The organism is Pseudolysinimonas sp. 10J20-29, assembly GCF_055809595.1.
The window spans coordinates 2079392-2102988 of the sequence record NZ_CM147917.1 but is presented as its reverse complement, the minus strand read 5'-3'; the positions used below and the strand labels follow the sequence as shown (position 1 = coordinate 2102988).

At 69.8% G+C, this 23597-nt stretch carries 24 protein-coding genes and 1 tRNA gene; 16 read left to right on the top strand and 9 right to left on the bottom strand.

The features are described from left to right. Positions 1 to 23: 23 nt before the first annotated feature. The 9 genes from AC0L6Y_RS10150 to AC0L6Y_RS10110 all read left to right on the top strand — a co-directional run bounded on the left by AC0L6Y_RS10150 (position 24) and on the right by AC0L6Y_RS10110 (position 9319). Positions 24 to 1265 carry an extracellular solute-binding protein gene (locus AC0L6Y_RS10150; RefSeq protein ID WP_473551800.1) on the top strand — a complete coding sequence of 414 codons (1242 nt, stop codon included), beginning with the start codon at positions 24 to 26 and terminating at the stop codon, positions 1263 to 1265. Between the two features lie 92 nt (positions 1266 to 1357). Further along, the gene (locus AC0L6Y_RS10145) at positions 1358 to 2239 is read left to right on the top strand and encodes a carbohydrate ABC transporter permease (protein WP_473551795.1); all 882 of its coding nucleotides are present in this window, start codon (positions 1358 to 1360) and stop codon (positions 2237 to 2239) included. Further along, the gene (locus tag AC0L6Y_RS10140) at positions 2229 to 3107 is read left to right on the top strand and encodes a carbohydrate ABC transporter permease (RefSeq protein ID WP_473551789.1); all 879 of its coding nucleotides are present in this window, start codon (positions 2229 to 2231) and stop codon (positions 3105 to 3107) included. The genes AC0L6Y_RS10145 and AC0L6Y_RS10140 overlap by 11 nt, the downstream gene beginning before the upstream one ends. 32 nt (positions 3108 to 3139) lie before the next feature. Beyond that, complete coding sequence (locus AC0L6Y_RS10135; protein ID WP_473551785.1) at positions 3140 to 4720, top strand: glycoside hydrolase family 5 protein; 1581 nt, start codon at positions 3140 to 3142, stop codon at positions 4718 to 4720. Next, positions 4717 to 5958, top strand: coding sequence for an ROK family protein (locus AC0L6Y_RS10130; RefSeq protein ID WP_473551781.1), 1242 nt, complete (start codon positions 4717 to 4719; stop codon positions 5956 to 5958). Before AC0L6Y_RS10135 ends, AC0L6Y_RS10130 begins: the two co-directional genes overlap by 4 nt. A 405-nt stretch (positions 5959 to 6363) precedes the next feature. Then, complete coding sequence (locus tag AC0L6Y_RS10125) at positions 6364 to 6813, top strand: FAS1-like dehydratase domain-containing protein (RefSeq protein WP_473551777.1); 450 nt, start codon at positions 6364 to 6366, stop codon at positions 6811 to 6813. Further along, positions 6810 to 7238: a MaoC/PaaZ C-terminal domain-containing protein gene (locus AC0L6Y_RS10120; protein ID WP_473551774.1), complete on the top strand. Its 429-nt coding sequence runs from the start codon at positions 6810 to 6812 to the stop codon at positions 7236 to 7238. The genes AC0L6Y_RS10125 and AC0L6Y_RS10120 overlap by 4 nt, the downstream gene beginning before the upstream one ends. After that, a complete protein-coding gene (locus tag AC0L6Y_RS10115; RefSeq protein ID WP_473551771.1) occupies positions 7235 to 8413 on the top strand; it encodes a UDP-N-acetylmuramate dehydrogenase in 1179 nt (392 codons plus the stop codon). The genes AC0L6Y_RS10120 and AC0L6Y_RS10115 overlap by 4 nt, the downstream gene beginning before the upstream one ends. 18 nt (positions 8414 to 8431) lie before the next feature. Continuing rightward, positions 8432 to 9319 carry a ribokinase gene (locus AC0L6Y_RS10110; protein WP_473551769.1) on the top strand — a complete coding sequence of 296 codons (888 nt, stop codon included), beginning with the start codon at positions 8432 to 8434 and terminating at the stop codon, positions 9317 to 9319. 10 nt (positions 9320 to 9329) lie between these two features. Here AC0L6Y_RS10110 and AC0L6Y_RS10105 read toward each other — a convergent pair whose 3' ends face one another. The 6 genes from AC0L6Y_RS10105 to AC0L6Y_RS10080 all read right to left on the bottom strand — a co-directional run bounded on the left by AC0L6Y_RS10105 (position 9330) and on the right by AC0L6Y_RS10080 (position 15861). Then, positions 9330 to 9953 carry a response regulator gene (locus tag AC0L6Y_RS10105; RefSeq protein ID WP_473551765.1) on the bottom strand — a complete coding sequence of 208 codons (624 nt, stop codon included), beginning with the start codon at positions 9951 to 9953 and terminating at the stop codon, positions 9330 to 9332. Then, a complete protein-coding gene (locus AC0L6Y_RS10100) occupies positions 9950 to 11101 on the bottom strand; it encodes a sensor histidine kinase (RefSeq protein ID WP_473551759.1) in 1152 nt (383 codons plus the stop codon). Before AC0L6Y_RS10100 ends, AC0L6Y_RS10105 begins: the two co-directional genes overlap by 4 nt. Position 11102: 1 nt before the next feature. After that, the gene (locus AC0L6Y_RS10095) at positions 11103 to 11939 is read right to left on the bottom strand and encodes an ABC transporter permease (RefSeq protein ID WP_473551754.1); all 837 of its coding nucleotides are present in this window, start codon (positions 11937 to 11939) and stop codon (positions 11103 to 11105) included. After that, positions 11936 to 12811: an ABC transporter ATP-binding protein gene (locus AC0L6Y_RS10090; protein ID WP_473551748.1), complete on the bottom strand. Its 876-nt coding sequence runs from the start codon at positions 12809 to 12811 to the stop codon at positions 11936 to 11938. The genes AC0L6Y_RS10095 and AC0L6Y_RS10090 overlap by 4 nt, the downstream gene beginning before the upstream one ends. An 82-nt stretch (positions 12812 to 12893) precedes the next feature. Beyond that, positions 12894 to 14084, bottom strand: coding sequence for a pyridoxal phosphate-dependent aminotransferase (locus AC0L6Y_RS10085; protein WP_473551741.1), 1191 nt, complete (start codon positions 14082 to 14084; stop codon positions 12894 to 12896). A 100-nt stretch (positions 14085 to 14184) separates the two neighbouring features. Further along, positions 14185 to 15861, bottom strand: coding sequence for a choice-of-anchor G family protein (locus AC0L6Y_RS10080; RefSeq protein WP_473558440.1), 1677 nt, complete (start codon positions 15859 to 15861; stop codon positions 14185 to 14187). Between the two features lie 630 nt (positions 15862 to 16491). Between AC0L6Y_RS10080 and AC0L6Y_RS10075 the strand changes: the two genes are divergently transcribed. The 7 genes from AC0L6Y_RS10075 (at position 16492) to AC0L6Y_RS10045 (ending at position 20760) form a co-directional block, all read left to right on the top strand. Continuing rightward, positions 16492 to 16564, top strand: a tRNA-Trp gene (locus AC0L6Y_RS10075). Positions 16565 to 16613: 49 nt separating this feature from the next. Further along, on the top strand, positions 16614 to 16895 hold the full coding sequence (secE, locus tag AC0L6Y_RS10070; RefSeq protein ID WP_286720020.1) for a preprotein translocase subunit SecE: 282 nt from the start codon (positions 16614 to 16616) through the stop codon (positions 16893 to 16895). Positions 16896 to 16932: 37 nt separating this feature from the next. Continuing rightward, positions 16933 to 17889: a transcription termination/antitermination protein NusG gene (gene nusG / locus AC0L6Y_RS10065; RefSeq protein ID WP_473551735.1), complete on the top strand. Its 957-nt coding sequence runs from the start codon at positions 16933 to 16935 to the stop codon at positions 17887 to 17889. A 107-nt stretch (positions 17890 to 17996) separates the two neighbouring features. Next, positions 17997 to 18845, top strand: coding sequence for a DUF368 domain-containing protein (locus AC0L6Y_RS10060; protein WP_473551731.1), 849 nt, complete (start codon positions 17997 to 17999; stop codon positions 18843 to 18845). 149 nt (positions 18846 to 18994) lie between these two features. Continuing rightward, positions 18995 to 19426, top strand: a complete 432-nt coding sequence (gene rplK, locus AC0L6Y_RS10055) for a 50S ribosomal protein L11 (RefSeq protein WP_286720013.1) — start codon at positions 18995 to 18997, stop codon at positions 19424 to 19426. 2 nt (positions 19427 to 19428) lie between these two features. Beyond that, positions 19429 to 20118, top strand: coding sequence for a 50S ribosomal protein L1 (gene rplA, locus AC0L6Y_RS10050; RefSeq protein ID WP_286720011.1), 690 nt, complete (start codon positions 19429 to 19431; stop codon positions 20116 to 20118). 108 nt (positions 20119 to 20226) lie between these two features. Further along, a complete protein-coding gene (locus tag AC0L6Y_RS10045) occupies positions 20227 to 20760 on the top strand; it encodes a GNAT family N-acetyltransferase (RefSeq protein ID WP_473551727.1) in 534 nt (177 codons plus the stop codon). Here the strand turns inward: AC0L6Y_RS10045 and AC0L6Y_RS10040 are convergent. Genes AC0L6Y_RS10040 through AC0L6Y_RS10030 form a run of 3 tightly spaced genes read right to left on the bottom strand, consistent with a single transcriptional unit; the run spans position 20753 to position 23540 of the window. Further along, positions 20753 to 21109 carry a cupin domain-containing protein gene (locus tag AC0L6Y_RS10040; RefSeq protein ID WP_473551724.1) on the bottom strand — a complete coding sequence of 119 codons (357 nt, stop codon included), beginning with the start codon at positions 21107 to 21109 and terminating at the stop codon, positions 20753 to 20755. The two genes, AC0L6Y_RS10045 and AC0L6Y_RS10040, sit on opposite strands and share 8 nt — an antisense overlap. Beyond that, positions 21106 to 22536 (bottom strand): NAD(P)/FAD-dependent oxidoreductase, encoded by a 1431-nt coding sequence (locus AC0L6Y_RS10035; RefSeq protein WP_473551721.1) that lies wholly within the window; start codon positions 22534 to 22536, stop codon positions 21106 to 21108. Before AC0L6Y_RS10035 ends, AC0L6Y_RS10040 begins: the two co-directional genes overlap by 4 nt. A 23-nt stretch (positions 22537 to 22559) precedes the next feature. Then, positions 22560 to 23540, bottom strand: coding sequence for an NADP-dependent oxidoreductase (locus AC0L6Y_RS10030; protein WP_473551719.1), 981 nt, complete (start codon positions 23538 to 23540; stop codon positions 22560 to 22562). Between the last annotated feature and the right edge of the window lie 57 nt (positions 23541 to 23597).

Below are 23597 nucleotides of genomic sequence, written 5' to 3'. Positions count from 1 at the left end.
ACCAGCAAAGAAAAGAGATCTCAATGAAGAGAACAGCCACGACGGCACTCGCCGTCCTTACCTCGGCGGGGCTTGTCGCTGGCCTCGCCGGCTGCGCCGCCGACACCGGCGCCACGGATGGCGGCCCCTTGACGGTCTGGATCATGGGCGACTCGGGCGCCAACTTCGAACAACTGGTCGCGCCGTACGTCGACGAGAGCGGCACCGAAGTCGAGGTCGTCGCAATTCCCTGGGACTCGATCGATGAACGCCTCACCACAGCCGTCGCGTCGGGCTCGGGCCCGGATCTGATTCAGGTTGGCTTGTCGAAGCTCCGCACGTTCGCGGATGCGGGGGCCCTGTTGGTTCTCGACGACCACCTCGCCGACTACCCCGCGCTTGACCCGTCGAACTTCCCGGACGGCGTCGGCGGTGCGTTGACGGCGGTCGGCGGCGAGATCGTCAGCGTTCCCTGGGTGAGCGACACGCGCGTCCTGTTCACGCGGACGGATATCCTCGCGGAGCACGGGATCGATGCCCCGCCCGCAACCTGGGATGAACTTCGGGCGGATGCCAAGGTGCTGTCGGCACGGGGCGACGACCTGTACGGCTACTACATTCCGCAGTGGGACAGCCCCCTGCCGGTGATCATGACCTGGTCGCATGGTGGGGACATCATCGATGCTGACGGGAACGTCGACTTCGACACTGCGGCGTTCGCGGACGCCGTCGACCTCTACACCGGGCTCTACGCCGACGGAAGCGTGCCGACCAACGGCGACTTCGATCAGGCGCAGGGCTTCATCTCCGGTGTCGCGCCGATGCTGATCAGCGGCCCGTACCTGGCTCGCGCGATTGCGGACGCCGCGCCGGAACTCGAGGGGCAGTGGGCAGTGTCGACGGTGCCGAGCGCCGAGGGCGCCGTATCGTTGTTCGCTGGCTCCAACATGGCGGTCTGGCACAACACCGATCAGGTGGACGCCTCGCTCGACCTCTTGGCGTTCCTGTCGACGCCCGAGACTCAGGTTGAGTGGTTCGCGATCAACGGTGAGCTGCCGTCCGCGTCCGCGGCGCTGGCTGACCCCGCACTCACGAGTGACCCGCTGGTCCAGGTCTACGCCTCACAGCTCGCGACCTCGCGAGTCCTCCCGATGGTGCCCAACTGGGACGGGGGCACCGGTTCCGACCTGCTCACGGCGCTCAACTCGATCGTGCTGCAGGGCATGGACCGCGACGCGGCGATTGCCGAGCTGATCGCCAAGACTGCCGGCGTGTCAATCAACTAGCCCGTATCGGGGGTGCCGGCGCGCTGCGCCGGCACCCCTTCCCGAGGCGCCCCAACGGTGCCGACTCCCATCAACCAGGAAGGACGCGTCGGGTGCGCCGAACTCGTCTTGCTCCGTACGTGCTTGCTGCGCCCGCGCTCGTGCTCCTCGTCGCCTTCGGCGTCTTCCCCATCGTGGTCGCGGCGCTCGTCAGCCTCACCGACATGAACATCTCGGGGCTCGCCAACTGGTCGAATGTCACGTTCGTCGGCGGCGCCAACTACGCGGCCCTCGCGGCCGATCCCGATTTCTGGCGCGCACTCGGCAACACCGGCGTGTTCGTGGTTGTCGGCGTGCCCGCGATCGTCGTGCTCTCCCTCGCGGTCGCGCTGCTGCTGAACCGAAGCGAAGGACGTTTCGCGCGCGCACTGCGGACCTTCTACTTCGTCCCGGCGATCACCGGAATCGTCGCCATCTCGTTGGTGTGGGGTTACCTCTACAACACGCAGTTCGGCTTGTTCAACTGGCTGCTTTCGCTGATCGGTGTCGATCAGGTGCAGTGGCTGTCGGATCCGGTCCTCGCCAAGTTCTCCGTCGCGCTCGTCGCGATCTGGCGTGGCACGGGCCTCAACATCATCATCTTCCTCGCGGCGCTGCAGGGGATTCCGCGCGAATACCAGGAGGCGGCGGCGATCGATGGGGCGGGTGAATGGCGGATGACGCGGTCGATCATTCTGCCGCTGCTCGGGTTCGCCATCTTCTTCGTCAGTGTGACGACGACGATCGCCTGGCTGCAGTTCTTCGACGAGCCGTTCGTCCTGACGGACGGCGGTCCGTTGGGGGCCACGGCCTCGATGTCGATCTTCCTCTACAAGGAGGGATTCCGCCTCAACCAGTTCGGCTACGCCAGCGCCGGATCGCTCGTGCTGTTCATCATCATCGCGATCGTGACGGTCGTCCAATTGCGCGTCCGAAGGAGCGACGATGAGTACTGAGTTCACGCGTCAGGCGCGCCGGTCGCGTCCCACGACGCCCGAGTCGCGCCGCTCCGCGCGCCGCGCCGTGTCCGCTCTTGTGATGGTCGCGTTGAGCGCGGGGGCCGTCGCGACCGCGTTTCCGCTCTATTGGATGCTCAGCGGAGCCTTCAAGCCGCAGCGCGAGTCGCTCGACTTTCCGCCGACGCTCCTTCCGCAGGAGCCGACGCTCGACAACTTCGCCCGGCTGTTCACGGAGCTCGACTTCGGCCGTTACCTCGTCAATACGGTGATCGTTGTGCTGATCGGCGCGGTCGGCCTGCTGCTGATGGCGATGGCCGGATACGCCTTCGCCAAATTCGACTTCCGCGGCAAACGAGTGATGTTCTTTCTCGTGCTCGCGACACTCATGATTCCGGTCCAGGTCACGATGATCCCGACCTACCTCATCCTGAACGGCATGAAGCTGACGAACACGCTGCTCGGGATCGCGCTTCCGACCCTGGTCAGCGGGTTCGGCATCTTCCTGTTCCGGCAGTTCATGTCGACGATTCCGACCGAGATGCTGGAGGCGGCGCGACTGGATGGTGCGGGAGAGTTCCGGACGTTCTGGCGGATCGTGCTGCCCATGTCCAAGCCGATCCTTGCCGTGCAGGCCGTCCTGGCGTTCATCACCGGGTGGAACAGCTTCCTGTGGCCGCTCATCATCGCGAGCGACCAGAAGCTCTACACACTGTCGGTGGGGTTGTCGCTTCTCAATCAGCAGATCACCGTCAATCCGTCGCTGCAGATGGCGGCGGCGAGCGTCATGGTGATCCCGACGCTGCTTGTTTTCATCGCGTTCCAACGCTTCGTCGTTCAAGGCTTCGCCCTGTCGGGGCTGAAATGACCGACGCGCCACTCAGCACCGGGAGAGACTTCGTGACCACCAGCCCGACCACCTCGACGTTTGCGCCGCGACCGGCGAATTTCGACGGATACGTACGAGCCGAGGCGGGGCGCCTCGTTGACGGTTCTGGACGCGAGCTGCTGCTGCGCGGTGTGGGCCTCGGCAACTGGCTGCTGCCGGAGGGCTACATGTGGCGTTTCGGTCCGGGCGGAGAGTCGCCTCGCGAGATCGAGGCGCTCGTCGCGCGACTCGCGGGTGCGAAGTACGCGGCCGATTTCTGGCCGCGATTCCGTGATGCGTTCATCACGGAGGCGGACATCGAACGGATCGCGGCGAGCGGCTTCGATCACGTCCGGCTTCCGATCAACTCCCGCGTCGTCCAGGACGAGTTCGGGGGCCCGATCGAGGAAGGCTATGCCCTGATCGATCGCCTCATCTCCTGGTGCCGGACGCACCGTCTCTGGGTCCTCTTGGATCTGCATGGCGCGCCCGGGGGGCAGACCGGCACGAACATTGACGACTCACCGCACGGCCGCCCCGACCTTTTCCTGGACGCCAGGTACCGCGAACTCACAGTGGCGCTTTGGGCCGAATTGGCGCGGCGGTACCGCGATGAAACAGTTGTGCTCGGCTACGACCTGCTCAACGAGCCGCTCCCCAACGAATGGCAGCACGCGTATCGCGACGACCTCGGAGCCCTGTATCGCGACCTCACCGCGGCGGTCCGGGCCGAAGACCCGCACCACCTGATCATGTACGAAGGTGCGCACTGGGCGACCAACTGGGATGTCTTCACCGAGGTGTGGGACGCGAACTCGGCGCTGCAGTTTCACAAGTACTGGTCTCCCGCGGATCGCGCGAGCATTACCGGATTCCTCGAGGCGCGCGAGCGGTTGGGGCTGCCGATCTACATGGGGGAAGGCGGCGAGAACACCTGCGAGTGGCTCTACGCAGCGTTCCGGCTCTACGAATCGCACGACATCGGCTGGAACTTCTGGCCGTGGAAGAAGGTCGACACCCGCACTTCGCCTGTTTCGGTGGCGGTGCCGCCGCATTGGGACCGGGTGATCGAAAGCCTCGACGGTTCGACGCGTCTGAGCCGTGACGAGGCCCGTGCCAGCTTCGACGCGCTGCTGGACAACATCCGGATCGAGAACGCGCGCTGGCAGCCCGAGATCGTCGAAGCGATCACGGCGGTATCGCCGTCGGTCATTCCCGCATGGGGCTTTGGATTTCGTGGGCCGGGAGAGTCGTCCGGCGGGGGGTCGGGGATCTCGACGACGCCGGAGGGATTTCGCGAGGGAGACGGCGTCACCGTGCGCTTCGCGCATCCGGGTGCCAACCCGATCAATCCGTTCGAGCAGGCCGACGGTCGCCCCTATCGGCCCGAGGAGCGACTCATCGTCGAGCTGCAGCCGGGCCAGTGGCTCGAGTTCGAACTCGATGCCGGCGCGGACCGCGAGCGGATGGTGGCGCTCGACGGCGAGGGTCAGCGGGCACCGGTGCGAATCGAGCCGAGCGCGCGCGGCGTGCGCGTCACGGCGGAGTCTCCAGCGTGGGTCGCGGTGCTGCGCCGAGTCCGCGACGTGATTGGTATCGTCAGAGCACCATGACCACTGGCGCGTCCCGCATCGGGACCGGATCCGCTCCCGAATCAGCGACGGTGAGCTCGCTCCGGCAGCGCAATCGCGCGGTCGTGCTGACCGAGATCATCCTGGCGCAGCAGACGAACCGCTCCCAGATCGCCCGCGCTACGGGGCTCTCGCTGGCCTCCGTGACGAAGATCGTCGTTGATCTGATGGCCGAAGGTCTCGTGCGGGAAGCGGGCCTGGTCGCCTCGCGGGGCGGCCGCCCCATCGCAGTGCTTGAACCTCGTCCCGAGGGCGCCTACGTCATCGGTGCGGACGTCGGCGAGCGAGGCGTCGCGGTCGAGCTCTTCGACCTTCGGCTGAAGCTGATCGACCGTGAGTTTCGTGGCGGCCGCGCAAAGGAGACTCCGGAGCTGCTTCGCGACGACCTGGACGGCGCCCTCGATGCGTTGGGCGCACGCAATCCCCACGCCTGGCCCAACCTGCTCGGGGTCGGCCTGGGGCTTCCTGGCATCGTCGAGACCGAGGACGATGGTCGGCAGATCCTGTACGCGCAGAGCCAGGGGTGGCCCGCGACGCCGATCACAGAGCTCGTCACCCACTCGGTTGCCGTGTTCGCCGAGAACGGCGCGAAGGCGCTGGCCAGGGCGGAGCTCTGGTTCGGTGCGGCGCGCGGCGTTGATCATGCGGTGATCGCGCTCTTGGGCCGCGGCGTCGGCCTCGCGCTCGTGACCCACGGCGAAGTGCAGCGCGGCGCGACAAGCAGCGCGGGGGAGTGGGGGCACACCAAGATCGAACGTGCCGGCCGGCTGTGCCGCTGCGGCGGGCGAGGGTGCATCGAGGCCTACATCGGCGCCGATGCGATCCTCGCCTCGTGGTCTGCCGCGGGCGGCGTGTTCGAGGGCACGGGATGGGGAGCCCTTGGCGAGCTCCTGAGCGCCGCCGAGGCCGGCGATCCGGTCGCGGCAGGCGTCGTTGATGACATCGTTCTCACCCTCGGTGCGGGACTCGGCGGCCTCGTCAACCTCACCAATCCGCGTCGCGTCATCGTCGGCGGCTGGGTCGGGCTTCGATTGATGGAGACGCTCGGCCCGCGAATCGCCGCCGCGATTCGCGCGAACGCTCTCGACCGGCCAGCGGGGCAATTCGAGTTGCTTCCGACGCGTTTCGGGGGAGACTCGGTCGCGCTCGGAGCGGCCATTCTGCCGCTGGAGACGCTCATCCGCGAGCCGCGCGGAGCCGCCGCCGTCTCGGCGGAGTAACGCTGCGACCCCGCGCCGCCGGCAGAATTGCGCGTCGAGGCGCAAGAAACCGGCGACACGCCGAAATCACAACATCTAGGTAATTACATCAGTGGAATTCCCGGTATATAGTGAAGGACCAACTCACCGGTCGAGGCTTTTCCAGCTCCGGACGGCGTAGGGGAACCGCTGAAATGAGGAGGCTCACATGAACGACGTCGACACCGTTGGTGGTTACGCTGTCCCGGTCGATCCGATGGACGACCTGCAGTGTGAGAGCTGCCAGTAAGGCACACCACTGACCCCGGCCACGGCCGGGAACGAGAATTCCGAAGCCTCGGGCGCCGCAGGGCCCCGGGGCTTCGGTCGTTCCCGCCGGGCCGCCGGCCTCCGAACCGTGCGGCGCGCGCCGGTAGGCTGTGACGCGTGTCCGTGAACCCCGAAATCCAGGGTCGCAGCTACCCGACGACCGAGCCGTACCTGGTCGGTCGCGAGAAGGTGCGCGAGTTCGCTCGCGCCGTGCTGTCGACGAGTCCGATCAACCTCGACCCCGAGGCCGCGCGTGCGGCCGGCTACGCCGACGTGGTGGCGCCGCCCACCTTCCCGGTGGTGGTGCAGGAGCACACGCTCGCGCAGCTGCTCGCCGACGAGGACGCGGGCATCGACTTCTCGCGCGTCGTGCACGGCGACCAGCGCTTCAGCTACACGCGCCCCGTCGTCGCCGGGGATGAGCTGCGCGCCACCATGACGGTGACGAGCGTCAAGTCGCTCGGCGGCAACAGCATGGTGACCGCGTCATCCGAGATCGTGGATGCCGAGGGCGAGCACGTCGTCACGGCCATCTCGACGCTCGTCGTCCGAGGAGATGAGTCATGAGCGCCCTGCCCGATCGTTCCGCCCTCGCCGTCGGCGATGTCGTCGCCGAGTCGAGCTTCGGCCTCACCCGCGACAACCTGGTGCGCTACGCCGGGGCCTCCGGCGACTTCAACCCGATCCACTACCGCGACGACGTCGCCGCGAGCGTCGGGCTTCCCGGGGTTCTCGCCCACGGGATGCTCACCATGGGCTTCGCGGTGCAGCCCGTCGTCGAGTGGCTCGGCGGCGACAGCGGCAAGATCCTCGACTACCAGGTGCGCTTCACCCGCCCGGTCGTCGTGGATCCGGAGACCGGCGCCGTCGTCAGCGTCAGCGCCAAGGTGGGCGCCCTCCATGACGCCGGAGTGCGCATCGACCTCACGGTGAGCTACAACGGCCAGACCGTGCTCGGCAAGGCCCAGGCCGTCGTCGCCCTGCCCGCGTGACCGCCGACGTGACCGAGCTCGCCGCGCTGACCACCCTCGGGGTCGGCGGCGCGGCCGCGCAGCTGGTCACGCCCGCGACCCGCGCCGAGCTGCTCGACGCCGTGCAGTCCGCGTGGTCGGAGCCGGAGGACTGGCTGCTGCTCGGCGGCGGCTCCAACGTGGTCATCGCCGATGACGGCTTCGACGGAACCGTGGTACGGGTCGCCAGCCGCGGCATCGAACGGCTCCCCGGCGAACCGCCGCGGCTGCGCGAGCCCGGCGCCCCCGAGCACCACGCCGGTGACGGGGCGCGCGAGCGCACCGTGCGGCTGCGGGTGGAGGCGGGCGAGAGCTGGGACGACGTCGTCGCGCACACCGTCGGGCAGGGCTGGGCGGGCATCGAGGCGCTCTCCGGCATCCCCGGCAGTGCGGGGGCCGCGCCGGTGCAGAACATCGGCGCGTACGGGCAGGAGCTCGCCTCCAGCCTGACCGCGATCGAGTTCCTCGACTTCGAGACCGGCGAGCTGTCGCGGATCCCCGCGGCGGCGCTCGGCCTCGGCTACCGCACGAGCGCGCTCAAGCGCGGACGGCTGGGGCTGGTGGTCTCCCTCGAGCTCGCGCTCTTCGAGCCGGCGCCCGGGCAGGCGGCGCTCTCGCAGCCGATCGCCTACCCGCAGCTTGCCGACGCCCTCGGCGTGCGCCTCGGCGACCGCATCCCGGTGCGCGAGGTGCGCTCCGCGGTGCTCGAGCTGCGGGCGAGCAAGGGAATGCTCTGGAACCCGAGCGACCTCGACTCGCGCAGCGCCGGGTCGTTCTTCACGAACCCGGTCGTGAGCGAGCACTTCGCGCGCGGCCTGCCGAGCGACGCGCCGCGCTGGCCGACCGCACCGGAGGAGCCGGATCGCGTGCTGCCGCTCGGCGCCGAGGTGCCGAGCCTGGCGAAGCCGGCCTCGGGCGAGTACCTGGTCAAGCTCTCCGCCGCCTGGCTGATCGAGCGGGCCGGCGTGACGCGCGGGTTCGCGCTGCCGGGCTCCCGGGCGGCGATCTCGAGCAAGCACACCCTGGCGATCGTCAACCGCGGAGGCGCCACCGCGGCCGAGATCGTGCAGCTGGCGAGCTACGTCCAGACGCGCGTGCTCTCGCAGTTCGGCGTGGTGCTGCATCCCGAGCCGGTGCTCGTCGGCGTGCACCTCTAGTCCCGCTACGCTCGAACAATGCCTCACATCGCCGTGCTCGGAAGCGCCAATCTCGACTTCGTGGTGACCCAGCCGCGACTCGCGAAACCGGGGGAGACGATCTTCGGCCACGACTTCGTCACCGTCCCCGGCGGCAAGGGCCTCAACCAGGCCGTCGCGGCGGCCCGCGCCGGCGGCGATGTCACCTTCCTCGGCGCGGTCGGCGCCGACGACGCGGGTCGCGTGCTTCGCGAGTGCCTCGCGGGTGAGGGCATTGACCTGGCCGGGCTCCTCGAGGTCTCCGGCCCCACCGGCACCGCCCACATCGCGGTCGTCGACGACGGCGAGAACTCGATCGTCGTGGTCCCGGGCGCGAACGCCGCCGTCACGGAGCTCGACGACACGACGCGCTCGCACATCGCCGGGGCCGCCGCGCTCGTGCTCCAGTTGGAGCGCCCGCTGGAGCTTGTCGCGGAGGCGCTCGCCTTCGCCCGCGCGGCCGGGGTGCGCACCGTCCTCACCCCGGCGCCGGCGCGCCCGCTGACGGCCGAGCTGCTCGGTCTCGTCGACATCCTGGTTCCGAACGCCGGGGAGGCGTGCGAACTGGCGGGCGTCGACGACGAGCTCGCCGCGGCGCGCGCCCTGAGCCAGCAGGCGGCGACCGTGATCATGACGCGCGGCGAGCACGGCTCCGTGATCGCGCGGGCCGGCGAGATCGTGGCCGAGGTTCCGGCGCGGAAGGTGACCCCGGTCGACACGACCGCGGCGGGCGACACCTTCGTCGGGGCCCTGGTGGCCCGGCTGGTGGCCGGGGATGAGCTCGAGGAGGCGGTCGGCACGGCCACCGTGGCCGCCTCCATCGCGGTGACGCGACCCGGCGCCACCAGCTCCATCCCCACCTGGGACGAGGTCGCGGCCGCGCTCTGAGCGCGGGGCGCTACAGGATCCCGAGCTCCATCGCGCGCGTGACGGCGCGCGTGCGATCGGCGACGTCGAGCTTTGCGAACGCGTGCAGCAGGTGCGTCTTCACGGTCGACTCGCCGACGAACAGCCGCTCGCCGATCGCGCGATTGCTGAGGCCGTCGGCGACGAGCCGCAGCACGTCGAGCTCGCGCGGGCTGAGCGCCGCGGCCGGTTCGGCCGGACGCGAGACCCGGGTGACGAGCATGGCGGCGACGCGCGGCGCGAGGGCGACCTCGCCGGCGGCGACCGCGCGCAACCCGGCCAGCAGCTCCTGCTCGGGGGCGGCCTTCAGCAGGTAGCCGCTGGCGCCCGCCTCGACACCCGCCAGGATCGCGTCGTCCGACTCGTAGGTGGTGAGGATGACGACCTTCACCTCGGGGGCGCCGGCCCGGATCTTGGCCGTCGCGGCGTCGCCGTCGAGCTCCGGCATCCGCAGATCCATCAGCACCACATCGGGTCGCGTCGCCAGCGCCTGCTCGACCGCTTCGACGCCCGTCGTCGCGGTGCCGACGATCTCGATGTCGTCCTCGGCCTCCAGCAGGGCGACCAGGCCCGCGCGCACGATCGGGTGGTCGTCGGCGACCAGGATGCGGATCATGAGGCGGCTCCCAGCGGGACGCGCGCCGTGAGCGTCGTGGCGCCCGGGGTTCCGTTGACGGAAACCGTGCCGCCGACGAGCTCGACTCGGGCGGTGAGCCCGTCGAGGCCGAAGCCGGCGCCGCGGCGCACGGTCGGGTCGAAGCCGACGCCGTCGTCGATGACGCGCACCCGGGCGGCGCCGTCGTCGATGCTCAGCTCGATGCGGGCGTGCGAGGCCGCGGAGTGCTTGCGCACGTTCGCCAGCCCCTCTTGCGCGCAGCGCAGCACCACCACCTCGACGTCGCGGTCCAGCGCGATGCCCTCGGCGGCCTCGATGGTGACGGTCATCCCCGTCTCGCGCTCGAAGCGCACGGCGAGCCGGGCGAGGGCGGCGGCGATCCCGCCGCCGAGGTCGACCGGGGCGGTGCCGGCCACGAGCGAGCGGGTCTCGGTCAGGGTGTCGCGCGCCGCGGTCTCGAGCAGCTCGAGCGTCGCGTCGTCGAGGCGTCCGGTGCGGAACTCGCGGCGGGCCCGCTGCGTCAGCAGCACGAGGCCGGTGAGGCTCTGCGCGATCGTGTCGTGCAGCTCGCGCGCGAAGCGCTCGCGCTCGGCGGTCACCCCGCGGTCGCGGTGCAGCACCTCCAACTCGCGCTGCGCGTCGGTGAGCTGTTCGAGCAGGCGCGCCTTCTCCTCGCCGAACTGCGCGATCCGGGTGATCCAGAGGCCGAGGGCGAGGCTGAAGGCGAGCGATGCCGAGACGGTCACCGCGGTCTGCAGCAGCATGCCCGGACTCGCGCCGAGGCTGACGATGAACCCGGCGCCGACCGAGAGCGCGATCCCGAAGTTGGCGATGACCGAGCGCCGCGTCGACGGGGCGAGCGCCCAGACGATCGGGTAGGCGATGCACTGGCTGAGCGCGAGCGTCGGGTGGACGGCGGTCAGCCCGCCCGCGACGAGCACGGTGACCGCCATGAACAGCGACAGCTGCGCATAGCTTTCGCGACGATACGCGGGGCGCCCGATCGCGAGCCAGGCGGCCGCGAAGGCGACGAGGATCAGGAATCCGACCAGCTGCCGAGGACCCGCGGGGGCGGCGAACGCGACGATCACGGCGAGCACAGCGCTCGTGCCGAGGATCGCGAGATCCCACCACCGCGGGTTGTTCATGTCAGCTATCTTTCCGGATCCAGCGGAAGGTGAGGCGCGCGAGCACCAGACCGACGACGAGCCAGATGCCCGTGGCGAGCGCGACGCCGACCAGGTTCCAGCTCTCACCCGGTTCGAAGGCCTCGAAGTTCTCCGGCAGGAACACGGCGCGCATGCCCTGAGCCAGCCACTTCAGCGGGAACACGCTCGCGACGTTCTGCAGCCAGTCCGGCAGGTCGCTGAACCGCAGGTAGACGCCGGAGATGAACTGCAGGATGAGCACGATCGGGATGATGACGGCGGTGGCGCTCTTGCCACTGCGCGGCAGGCTCGCCAGCCCGATGCCGAGGATCGCCGAGGTGGCGACGCCGAGGAAGAACACCCAGGCGAAGGTCGCCCAGCTCTCCGCATCCGTCGGCAGCGGCACCTGGAACGCGACGCCGGCGACGAGGATCAGCAGCGCCGCCTGCAGGATGCCGGTGACGAGCACCTGGCCGATCTTGCCGACGAAGTAGCTCATCATCGGCAGCGGCGTGCCGGCGAGGCGCTTGAGCGTGCCGTCGCTGCGCTCCATGGCGATGTCGATGGACATGTTCTGCAGCCCCGACAGCAGCACTCCCGCGGCGAGCATGCCGGGCAGGTAGTAGGCGGCCGCGGTGACGGACTCGCCGTCCGGGTCGAGCCCGAAGCTGGCTTCGCTGAACGCGACCGAGAAGATCGTGAGCATCACGAGCGGGAACAGGAACGTGAAGAAGACGGTGTCGCCCTGGCGGAAGTACATGGCGATCTCGTAGCGGATGCGCGCGAGTCCCAGCGGGACGGTGCGACCCGGGTGAAGCGGTGCGGTGGCGATGGTCATGCGAGGGCCTCTTCCTGCAGCGCGGTCTCGCCGACGAGACCGAGATAGATGTCTTCCAGACTGGGACGGATCACTTCGAGACGGTCCGGCTCGGCGCCGCCGTTGGCGGCGACGATCTCGGCCACGCGCGAGGCGGGACGGTCGGTGTGCTCCTCGCGCACCTGGCCGTGCTCCATCCAGCGCACGATCGGCACGCGCGCCTCGGCGCCGCCGAGCTCGTCGATGCGGCCGAGCGCGACGAGGCGCCCGCCCGCGACGATCCCGGCCCGGTCGCCGAGCTGGGCGGCCTCGTCGAGGTAGTGGGTGGTGAGCAGGATCGTGGTGCCCTCGCGCTTGAGGTCGCGGATGAGCTCCCAGAACTGGCGGCGCGCCTCGGGGTCGAATCCGGTGGTCGGCTCGTCCAGGAACAGCAGCTCGGGGCGCCCGATCACGCCGAGGGCGACGTTGACGCGGCGGCGCTGGCCGCCGGAGAGCTTCTTGATCCGCACATCCGCCTTCGACTCGAGGCCGACGGCGGCGATCACCTGCTCGACGTCGCGCGGGTTCGGGTACATCCCGGCGAACAGCCGCAGCTGCTCGCGCACGGTCGCGTTGCCGGTCTCGCCGCTGCTCTGCAGCACGATGCCGAGGCGGGCCTTCCAGGCGAGCCCGCCGTGCTGCGGGTCGACGCCCAGCACGCGCGCCTCCCCGCCGGTGCGGTCGCGGTAGCCCTCGAGGATCTCGATGGTCGTGCTCTTGCCGGCCCCGTTCGGGCCGAGCAGCGCGAAGGTCTCGCCGCGATGAATGTCGAAATCGAGGCCGCGCAGCGCGACCGCGCCGCCGCGATACACCTTGCGGAGATCGCGCACCTCCACCACTGTGTCCGTTGTCATGCCTCCACTCTGCTCGCAGAGCGCAGCGCCGACAACGACGGACCGGTGGGTTCTCACCTCCACCGATCGGTGGATGCGCGGTCTAGCCGAAGAGCTCCTGCAGGCGCGCGACGCCCTCGGCGATGTCGGCGTCGCCGAGCGCGTAGCTGAAGCGCAGGTAGCCGCTGGGTCCGAAGGCCTCACCGGGGACGGCGGCGACCTCCGCCTTCTCCAGGATCAGGTCGGCGAGCTCGAGGCTCGTGGTCGGCGTGACGCCGGACCATTCGCGGCCGAGCAGACCCGAGACATCCGGATACACGTAGAAGGCGCCCTGCGGGAGCGGAACGGTGACGCCGTTGATCGCGCCGAGCCCGGCGACGATCGCGCGGCGACGGCGGTCGAACGCCAGGCGCATCTCGTCCACCGCGTCCTGCGGCCCGGTGAGGGCGGCGAGCGCGGCGCGCTGGGAGATGTTGGAGACGTTCGAGCTGAGGTGCGACTGCAGGTTCGCCGCCGCGGTGATCGCGTCCTTCGGTCCGACCATCCAGCCGAGCCGCCAGCCGGTCATCGCGTAGGTCTTGGCGACGCCGTTGACGAGGATGGTGCGGTCGGCGAGCGCGGGCGTCGCCTCCACGATCGAGGCGGCGCGCACGCCGTCGTAGACGAGGTTCTGGTAGATCTCGTCGCTGATCACCCAGAGCCCGTGCTCTTCGGCCCAGGCGCCGATCGCGGCCGCCTGCTCGGGCGAGTAGACGGAGCCGGTCGGGTTCGACGGCGAGACGAACAGCAGCACCTTGGTGCGGGGGGTGCGCGCGGCTTCGAGCTGCTCGACGGTCACCAGGTAGTTCTGGTCGGCTCCCGCGAACACCTCGACCGGCACGCCGCCGGCCAGCGCGATCGCCTCCGGATAGGTGGTCCAGTACGGCGCCGGAAGCAGCACCTCGTCGCCCGGATCGAGCAGCGTGGCGAAGGCCTGGTACACGGCCTGCTTGCCGCCGTTGGTGACGATCACCTGCGAGGGGTCCACCTCGAGGGAGGAGTCGCGCAGCGTCTTGGCGGCGATCGCCTCGCGCAGCTCGGGCAGACCTGCCGCGGGCGTGTAGCGGTGGTTCTTGGGGTCGCGTGCGGCGGCGATGGCCGCCTCGACGACGTGCTCGGGCGTGGGGAAGTCGGGTTCACCCGCCGCGAAGCTGATGACGGGCCGACCGGCGGCCTTGAGCTGCTTGGCCTTGGCGTTGACCTTGAGGGTCGCGGACTCGGCGATGGATCCGATGCGGTGAGAGACGCGCTGCACGAGGCCCAGCCTACTCGGCTGGGCCTCGCTGGGGGGAGCGGAGCCGGAGCCGCCTACCCCCAGGCGACTCCGGCTCCGTGGTTCCCGACGCTCGTTTGGATCAGCCGAGCGCCGCACCGCCGTGGGTCCGACGGTGGTGTGCGATCAGCAGCGCGCTGCCGACGATGAGGAGGCCGAGGATGATCGACACGAGGAGCGCGATCCCGACGCCGGTGAGCGCGAGGCTCGCGAGTCCGCCGCCGAGCGGGAGGCTCTCGAGGTCGGTGTCGTCATCGCCACCACCGCCACCACCGCCGCCGCCGTTGCCGCAGTCGGTGAGGCAGCCCGGGTCGCCGGTGCTGCCGGTGTACGGACCGACCGTCGCCGTGCCGAGGCTCAGCGAGAGCAGGTCGCCGCCGTCCAGCACCCCGACGCGCACGGCGGTCTGGGTGAAGTACGGGTCGTCCGCGGGCGCCGTTCCGGCCTCCCCGGTCAGCGAGGTCTCCTGCACGTTGATCATGATCGACACGACGCCGGTCAGCAGGTCCTGCACCGACGAGGAGTCGTCGAGCAGCGCGTCGAGGGCCGGGTCCACCAGGTTCAGCTCGAGAGCATCGAGGAGGTCGGAGATCGCGCCGTCGCCGAGAAGGCGATCGCTCAGGAGGTCTCCGATGGCGCCGATGAAGAGATCGGCGTTCACCCGGATCGGCACGCTCAGCACCTGGGCGGAGACGTTGGCGTCAACGCCCACCCCGCTGATGAGCTCGTCGACGGTCGCGGAGATGTCCAGAACGAGGCTCGTCTTGAGCGGGTCGAGCAGCGTCGTCTCATCGCGGCAGACGAGCTCCTGCACGATCTTGTCGACGGTGCCGGTGACGGTGCCGAGAAGGCCTCCGAGCACGGGCACCTGGATCACACGCTCGACGGTCGTGCAGACCTCTTTCACGACGGGGGCCTGCGCGACGTTGACGACGAGGTCGGCGTGCACGTCGACCTCGAGATCGCGGATGACGTCCTCCACCTTGGCGACGACGTCGTCGGCGAGACCCTCGACGGTGTCGGTGATGGTGTGCAGGACTCGCGAGATCACGACGTCGGTGAGCAGTTCGGTGTTGACCGGGAGGTTGTTGAGGCTCCCGACGTAGTGCTCGAGGTCGACGGAGACGACTCCGGTCTCGAGGTTGAACGAGACGCCGCCGTCGCCGTATGCGGCGGTCAGGATCGCGGACACCGCGCTGCGCAGCTGGCTCGAGTCGATCGTCGCCGAGACGTTGGCGTTCGTGCCGACGAGGTTGAGCGCCGGGTTCAGGTCGGCGACGAGGGCCGAGACCAGCGCGAGCAGGTCGCCGTCATCTCCGCTGAGGCTGTCGATCTCGTCGATGACGACATCGAGCGAGCGGTTGACCTTCTCGGTCAGCCGCGCGATGGCGGGGCTCGAGAAGTTGAGCGTTGCGCCGGCGAGGTAGTAGTCGCCGCTCGCGTCGGTGCCGTCGCGCTCGGCGCGGGCGGCGATGGCCTCGAGCTCGAGGCTGAGGTCGGCGATCGTCTCGGCGAAGGCCGGGCCGATGAGCGCCTGCAGGTCGATCGTGGCCGAACCGCTGGGGAGGGAGGCGTCGGAGCCGAGCCCGAGCCCGCCGTCGCTGGTGATGGCACCGGAGGCGCCCACGGCCGCACCAGGCTCCGCGAGCGCGAACTGCGACACGGCGCCGAGCTCGACGGCCTCGCCGAGCGGGACGGTGACGGGCGTTCCGGTCCCGACCGTCACGGCGCTGAGTGCGGTGACGGAGAGGGGGTGCAGCTCCGTGCGCGTTCGACTCGGTGCCGTCGTTGAACGCCTGGGCGCCGTTGACGCTGACCACGCTGTCCAATGAGATGCCGGCGAGGGTGCCGGTCAGGAACTGACCTTCGGCGAACGTGGCGTTGACGTGGCTGTCGAGGTGCGCAGCGTTGGCCGCGGACCCGCTGAGAACGAGCGCGCCCGTGAGCACAAGGGTGGCGACCCCTGCGGCTGCGCGGGGGGTGCGCGAGTGGTGTGTGGTGAACACGATGTGTGCCTTCCTGATCCAAGGAGTGGACTCGGAAGCATCAATCGCGGCGGGGTCGCCAACGAAGGCCCCCGGGGAGGACGAGCCTCCCCCGGGGGGTCTTCATTGGGCGAACGACCTCTGCCTGATCTCAGCTTCGTTTCGCCCGGTTCGGTATTGCGTTGTGGTTGGCGGAGTTGGTGGCTCCGCCGTTACAGGAAGAGACAGACCAGTCCACCCGTCATGACGCCGGTTGGGGATTTTTTTCGCGCGACTTTTCGCGGCGTTCCGTCGCCCCCACGAAAGCCCCGGACGGGATGCCGTACACTGGTCGCGGTGGTGGAAATCGCCAAGCTTCGTCATGCCCGGGAACGGTCGCGACGGGCGGTGATTCCCGACACTGTAGGGCGGTAGCTCAATTGGCAGAGCAGCGGTCTCCAAAACCGCAGGTTGCAGGTTCGATTCCTGTCCGCCCTGCGAGATCTCGGGTCTTCCCCGGGATTCAGCGGCCGAAAGGTGGAGAAAAGTGGCACGCAAGGTGGTCGACGATCCGAGTGAGGACCTCGTCGCGAGTGCCAAGCGGGATCGCGCCGAACGGCGAGGGCCGTTTGCGCGCGTCGCACTCTTCATCCGTCAGGTCATCAACGAACTCAAGAAGGTCGTCACCCCGACGCGACGCGAGTTGATCAGCTTCACCGGAGTCGTTCTGGTGTTCGTCGTCATCATGATGGGGATCATCTACGGACTCGACTACGGCTTCGGCTGGCTCGTGTCCTGGGTGTTCGGCGACGGCAGCTACTTCGGCTGATCTGTCGTCTCGACCTAATTTCAAGGAAAGAAGCACCGTGAGCCAAGAAGAGCGCCGCGACATTGATCTCGCGACGGCCGCCGAGCAGTCGTCCGAGGAGGACGAGGCCCAGGAGGGCAACGTTCTCGAGCAGGAGGAGCACTCCGTCGACGCCGCCGAACACACGGCGATCCATGTCGTCGAGGATGAGGACGTCGAGTCCGACCTCGAGAGTCTCCTTGACGCGCTCGACGCGGCCGCCGACCCCGAGGCTGACGCCATCGTGGACGACGCGCTCGACATCGACTCCGCCGACGAGGCCGACGCCGCCGTCGAGGCGACCGATGACGAGGCCAGCGACGACACGGACGCCGAGGCCGAGGAGGAGACCGAGGTCGACCCCTACGAGGAGTTCCGCGCCGAGCTGCGCTCCAAGCCGGGCAAGTGGTACGTCATCCACTCCTACGCGGGCTTCGAGAAGCGCGTCAAGCAGAACATCGAGTCGCGCCGTCAGTCGATGGGCATGGAGGACTTCGTCTTCGAGGTCCAGGTGCCGATGGAGGACGTCGTCGAGATCAAGAACGGGCAGCGCAAGCTCGTGACTCGCGTGCGCATCCCCGGCTACGTGCTCGTGCGCATGTTCCTCAACGAGGACAGCTGGTCCGTCGTGCGCCACACCCCCGGGGTCACCGGCTTCGTCGGCAACAGCCACAACCCGACGCCGCTGCGCTTCGAGGAGGCCTTCAACATGCTGAAGAGCCTCGTCCAGGTCGTCGAGGCCCCGACCAAGCCGGGTGCCGCCGCCAAGGGCGGTCAGCCCGCCGCGCGCGTTATCCCCGCCGAGGTCGACTTCGAGATCGGCGAGACGATCACGATCAAGGAGGGCTCGTTCGCGGGTCTTCCCGGCACGATCAGCGAGATCAAGCCCGAGAGCGGCAAGCTCACGGTGCTCGTGTCGCTGTTCGAGCGCGAGACGCCGGTCGAGCTCAGCTTCGACCAGGTGACGAAGCTCTGAGCCGCGCGACCTCGCTCGCGGGCGTCGGCATCGACGTCGTTCGCGGGGCGCTCATCGGAACGGCGGAAGTCGTTCCGGGCGTCAGCGGCGGCACGATCGCGCTCATCGTGGGCGTCTACGACCGGCTCATCGGCTCGGCCGCGGCCGTGGTCCGCGGAACGCTGTCCGCCGTCAGCGACGTGCCCTCGGGTCGCGGACTCGCGCGCGCACGCGGTCACTTCGCCGACGTCAGCTGGCGCGTCATCCTTCCCGTCCTCGCCGGCATGGCGGCGGCGGTGCTGGTGGCCTCCGCGCTGCTGGCTCCCGCGATCGAGTCGTTCCCGGTCGAGACGCGCGCCGTGTTCGTCGGCCTCATCCTCGCCTCGCTCATCGTGCCGATCCGCATGGTCGGACGGTGGGGTGCGCGCGAGGTGCTGCTCGCGGCCCTCGCGGCGGTCGTCGCCTTCGTGCTGACCGGTCTTCCGGCCGCGGGGGAGGCGGAGCCGCAGCTGTGGTTCGTGGCGGTCGCCGCCGCGATCGCGGTGTGCGCGCTCGTTCTTCCGGGTGTCTCCGGCTCGTTCCTGCTGCTCGCGATGGGGCTCTACGCTCCGACGCTGGCCGCCGTGAACGACCGCGACCTCGTCTACCTCGGCGTCTTCGCCCTGGGCGCGATCCTCGGGCTGGGGAGCTTCGCGCCGCTGCTGCAGTGGCTGCTGGAGCGCCGGCGCCAGGTGACGCTCGCCGTCATGACCGGCCTGATGCTCGGCTCGCTGCGCGCGCTGTGGCCGTGGCAGACGGAGGACGGCGGCGTGCTCGCCCCCGTGGCCGAGCAGCTGCCGCTCGTGATCGCGCTGGTGTTCGCCGGCGCCGCACTCGTCGTCGCGCTGCTGGTGGCGGAGTCCCGTCTGGTGCGTCGTCACGTGGCGAGCGGCCCGGACGTGCTGGCCGAGAGCTCGGTCGGCAGCCCGACCGAGTAGCGCTCGCGCCTCGCGGCGCCCGCCGGATTCCGGTATGCTGACCTGTCGGCTGTGTCGTTCTCGACGCATGCCGTCAATCCCTCACCCCACTCCAGGTTCGCTGGCGTGGCGGGAGCGCGTCCGTCGGACGCTCGACAGAAAGAAGAACAATGGCACCGAAGAAGAAGGTGACCGGCCTGATCAAGCTCCAGATCAACGCCGGCGCCGCGAACCCCGCGCCGCCCATCGGCCCCGCGCTGGGTCAGCACGGCGTGAACATCATGGAGTTCTGCAAGGCCTACAACGCGGCGACCGAGTCGCAGCGCGGCAACGTCATCCCGGTTGAGATCACCGTGTACGAGGACCGCTCGTTCACGTTCATCCTCAAGACCCCGCCCGCCGCCGAGCTCATCAAGAAGGCTGCCGGCGTTGCGAAGGGCTCCGGCACGCCGCACACCGTCAAGGTGGCGAAGCTCACCAAGGACCAGGTTCGCGCGATCGCCGAGCAGAAGCAGGCTGACCTCAACGCGAACGACGTCGAGGCGGCCATGAAGATCATCGCGGGCACCGCCCGTTCGATGGGAATCACGGTGGAGGCGTAATCATGGCGAAGAATTCCAAGGCCTACCGCGCCGCCCTCGACAAGCTCGAGCCCGGCAAGTTCTACGGTCCCGACGAGGCTGTTGCCGTCGTCCGCGAGACCGGTTCCGCGAAGTTCAACTCGACCGTCGAGGTCGCGATGAAGCTCGGCGTCGACCCGCGCAAGGCGGACCAGATGGTCCGCGGCACGGTCATCCTGCCGCACGGCACGGGCAAGACCGCGCGCGTCATCGTGTTCGCGACCGGTGCGGCCGCCGAAGCGGCGATCGCCGCGGGCGCCGACGAGGTCGGCGGTGCCGAGCTCATCGAGAAGGTCGCCGCTGGCTACACCAGCTTCGACTCCGCGGTCTCGACCCCCGAGCTCATGGGTCAGGTCGGTCGTCTCGGCAAGGTGCTCGGTCCGCGTGGCCTGATGCCGAACCCGAAGACCGGCACCGTGACCCCCGACACGGCCAAGGCCGTCTCGGAGATCAAGGGCGGAAAGATCGAGTTCCGTGTCGACAAGCACTCCAACGTGCACTTCGTGATCGGCAAGGCCGCGTTCACCACCGAGCAGCTCGCGGCGAACTTCCACGCCGCGCTCGAGGAGATCCAGCGGATCAAGCCGAGCTCGTCGAAGGGTCGCTATATCCAGAAGGCGTCGCTCTCGACGACATTCGGTCCCGGGGTTCCGCTCGACGTCAGCGCGCTCTAGCTCGCTCGTCGGGCGACACGACCTGTTGTCACCCGCACCACAGCAAACGCACCACCGGAAGGGGTCCGCACTCGCGGGCCCCTTCCGTGCATTCCCGGAGAGGATCCGATGACCGTCACGGTCCGTCCCGCCCGCGCGAGCGACGCGGATGCTCTCGCGGTGCTCGCCGCGATCACCTTCCCGCTTGCGTGTCCGCCGCACACCACCGAGGCCTCGAAGCGGGCCTTCATCGCGCAGCACCTGAGCCGCACGAGCTTCGAGGGCTACCTCGCCGACCCGGAGCGGCAGCTGTTCGTCGCCGAATCCGACGGCGCGCTGCTCGGCTACACGATGCTCGTGGCGGGCGAGCCGAGCGACGCCGACGTGGCGGCGGCGGTGGCGGCCCGGCCGACGGTGGAGCTGTCCAAGTGCTACGTGCATCCCGACGCGCACGGCGGCGGCATCGCCGCCGAGCTGATGCGCGCGAGCCTCGCGGCGGCCGCCGAGCAGCCGGCGAGATCGGTGTGGCTGGGCGTCAACCAGGAGAACGCGCGAGCGCAGCGCTTCTACGGCAAGCACGGCTTCGCGGTCGTGGGAGCCAAGCGGTTCCGGGTTGGCGACCGCGACGAGAACGACTTCGTGATGGAGCTCGAGCTCAGCTGACGACGAGCTTGCGGATGCTCTGCCGCACCGTCCACTCCGTGCGGTCGCCCGCGGTGAGCTGCACGAGCACGCCCGGGGCGAGCTCGACGCTCGGACGCCCGTCCTCGAACGCGACGGTGGCCTGCCCGGCGAGCACGACAAAGACCTCATCGACCTCGACGTCGCGCATCCCGCCGGTCGTCATCTCCCACACGCCGAGCTCCGCCTCGCCGAGCGTGCCGAGCACCGCGTAGCCGGTCGCCGGCTCGCCCGCGGTGCGCTGCGCCGCCGGCACGCGCTCGAACTCGAGCGGCAGCGCCGCCAGGTCGACCGCGACACCCGCCGGGAGCTCCGGCACGGGCGCGCTCACGAGTCGAATCCGAGGCCGAGCGCATCGAGCGTGCGCAGCAGCAGGTTGCGGCGGCCGCCGCGGTGGTCGGCCTGGTCCAGCGACCAGCGGGTCGCCTGGATGCCCATGCTCGCGATCGGCTCCGGCGGGAACGGCGGCGGCAGCTCGCGCATCATGCGCGTCTCGGTGCGCTCGGTCTGGAGCCCGTCGAGCCGGTCGAGCATGACCTCGGCGGCGAAGCGGCTCGCGCCGACCCCGAGGCCGGTGAAGCCGAGCGCCGCGGCGACGCGTCCGCCGCGCGCGAGCCGCACGTAGGCGCAGAACCGCGTGGAGGTGTCGATCGGTCCGGCCCAGCGGTGCGCGAACCGCACATCCTCCAGCTGCGGGAAGGTGGTGAGGAAATGGCTGGCGAGCTTGCGGAAGCTCGCGGGGCGGTCCTCGTAGGATTCGCGGATCCGGCCGCCGGCGAAGTAGACGGCGTCGTAGCCGCCGAACAGGATGCGGTTGTCGCTCGTCAGCCGGTAGTAGTGGAACTGGTTGGCGACGTCGCCGAGCCCCTGTCGGCCCTGCCAGCCGATCGACTCGCGCTGCGCGGCGGTGAGCGGCTCCGTCATGAGCACGTAGTCGTAGACGGGGACGGTCATCAGCCGGTCGCGCACGAGCAGGCTGGGGAAGGCGTTGGTGGCGAGCGCCACCCGGTCGGCGGTGACGCTGCCGTGCGCCGTTCGCACGACCATCCGGTCGCCGTCGGCGTCCAGCCCCGTCGCGGGGCTGTGCTCGAAGATCTCGACGCCGACCTCTTCCGCGGCGCGGGCGAGGCCCTCCGACAGCTTCCCCGGGTGCACGAGGGCGAGCGAGTCGCCGCTCGTCACGACGCCGCCGAGGTAGGTGGGCGAGTCGACGAGCGCCCGCGCGCCGAGCGCCGTCACCCGCTGGCGTCCGGGCTCGTTCGCCATCTCGTCGAGCCACTCGAGCTGGTGCTCCTCGGTGGCGACGTCGAGCCCGCCGACCCGCTCGAACTCGGCGTCGACGTTCAGCTCCTCCAGGTCGCGCTCGAAGCCGGCGAGATTCTCGAGGCCGAGCCGTTCGAGGGTCTCGAACTCCTCCGGCCAGCGCGAGCGACCGTTGTCGGCGCCGTGGGTGAGGCTCGCGTCGCAGAAGCCGCCGTTCCGACCGGATGCGGCCCAGCCGATCCGCTTCGCCTCCAGCAGCACGACACGGCGCCCCGGGTCGCGCCGCTTGGCGCGCACCGCGGTCCACAGTCCGGTGAGCCCGCCGCCGACGACGACGAGGTCGGTCTGCACGGCGCTGCGCAGCCGGGGCCGCTCGGCGCGCGCGCCGAGATCCTCGATCCACGGCACGGCCTGGCGGGAGGGGGCCAGTGCCGCGTCGAGCAGCGAGTCCGGCCAGGTGGTGCGGTCGAACACCGTCGGGCTGTGGCGTGTCATGCCTGAACTGTAATGCGCGGCCGTCAGTTCTCGGCGACCTGCAGCACGATCTTGCCGCGGGTGTGTCCGGTCTCGATCTGGCGGTGCGCCGCGGCGGCCTCCGCCAGGTCGAAGACCTGCTCGACCGCGACGCGCACGTCGCCCGAGTCGAGCAGCCGCGAGATGACGGCGAGCGTGGCGCCGTTCGGCGAGACGCGGTAGCCGGTGCCGCGCACGCCGGCCGCCTCGCAGTCCTCGGCGAGGGTCGGCCAGCTTCCGGTCGGACCGTTGACGATGATGCCGCCGGGCCGCAGCACCTTCAGCGAGCGGGTCGCGGTGTCGTCGCTGACGTTGCCGATCAGGTCGATGACCGCGTCCACCGGGGCGAGCTCCTCCTCGAAGCGCACCGCGGTGTAGTCGATCACCTCGGCGGCGCCGAGGCTGCGCAGCCAGTCCGCGTTGTGGGCAGAGCCGGTCGCGATGACGTGGGCGCCGAAGTAGGAGGCGAACTGCACGGCGAAGTGCCCGACGCCACCGGCTCCCGCATGGATCAGCATGCGCTGGCCCTCGTGCGCCCGAGCGGTCTCGACGACCATGCCCCAGGCGGTGAGGGCGGCCAGCGGCACCGCCGCGGCCTCGACGTGCGAGAGAGTCGCGGGCTTCCGCACCAGGCTGAGCTCGCTGACGCTGAGGTACTCCGCGTAGGCGCCCTGCACGCGCGGCACGGTGGTCATGCCGTACACCTCGGTGCCGGGCTGCAGCGGATGCGCCTCGTAGGGCGCCTCGACGACGACGCCGCTGAAGTCGTTGCCGAGCACGACCGGGAAGTTCTGGATGGCGGGGAATCCGCCGCGACCGGCGCGCGTCTTCGCGTCGATCGGGTTGACACCGGCGGCGACCACCTGGACCAGAACTTCAGCGTTCGTCCGGACCGGTCGTGCGAGTTCGGCGAGCTCGAGCACGTCAGCGTCCCCCGACTGGGACATCGTCATCGCGCGCATCGTTGAAGGCTTTGTGTCGTGCATGGTAGACAACAGTCAAGTTTGTCGATGATTCCGTGATGTTTCGGACATGTCACGGTG

Coding starts and splice junctions, on each gene's coding strand:
- AC0L6Y_RS10100 (WP_473551759.1), bottom strand. CDS start 11,101: ATGAACAACCCGCGGTGGTGGGATCTCGCGATCCTCGGCACGAGCGCT.
- AC0L6Y_RS10105 (WP_473551765.1), bottom strand. CDS start 9,953: ATGATCCGCATCCTGGTCGCCGACGACCACCCGATCGTGCGCGCGGGC.
- AC0L6Y_RS10045 (WP_473551727.1), top strand. CDS start 20,227: ATGACCGTCACGGTCCGTCCCGCCCGCGCGAGCGACGCGGATGCTCTC.
- AC0L6Y_RS10035 (WP_473551721.1), bottom strand. CDS start 22,536: ATGACACGCCACAGCCCGACGGTGTTCGACCGCACCACCTGGCCGGAC.
- AC0L6Y_RS10110 (WP_473551769.1), top strand. CDS start 8,432: ATGCCTCACATCGCCGTGCTCGGAAGCGCCAATCTCGACTTCGTGGTG.
- AC0L6Y_RS10090 (WP_473551748.1), bottom strand. CDS start 12,811: ATGACAACGGACACAGTGGTGGAGGTGCGCGATCTCCGCAAGGTGTAT.
- AC0L6Y_RS10150 (WP_473551800.1), top strand. CDS start 24: ATGAAGAGAACAGCCACGACGGCACTCGCCGTCCTTACCTCGGCGGGG.
- AC0L6Y_RS10130 (WP_473551781.1), top strand. CDS start 4,717: ATGACCACTGGCGCGTCCCGCATCGGGACCGGATCCGCTCCCGAATCA.
- AC0L6Y_RS10120 (WP_473551774.1), top strand. CDS start 6,810: ATGAGCGCCCTGCCCGATCGTTCCGCCCTCGCCGTCGGCGATGTCGTC.
- rplA (WP_286720011.1), top strand. CDS start 19,429: ATGGCGAAGAATTCCAAGGCCTACCGCGCCGCCCTCGACAAGCTCGAG.
- AC0L6Y_RS10030 (WP_473551719.1), bottom strand. CDS start 23,540: ATGCACGACACAAAGCCTTCAACGATGCGCGCGATGACGATGTCCCAG.
- AC0L6Y_RS10095 (WP_473551754.1), bottom strand. CDS start 11,939: ATGACCATCGCCACCGCACCGCTTCACCCGGGTCGCACCGTCCCGCTG.
- rplK (WP_286720013.1), top strand. CDS start 18,995: ATGGCACCGAAGAAGAAGGTGACCGGCCTGATCAAGCTCCAGATCAAC.
- AC0L6Y_RS10140 (WP_473551789.1), top strand. CDS start 2,229: ATGAGTACTGAGTTCACGCGTCAGGCGCGCCGGTCGCGTCCCACGACG.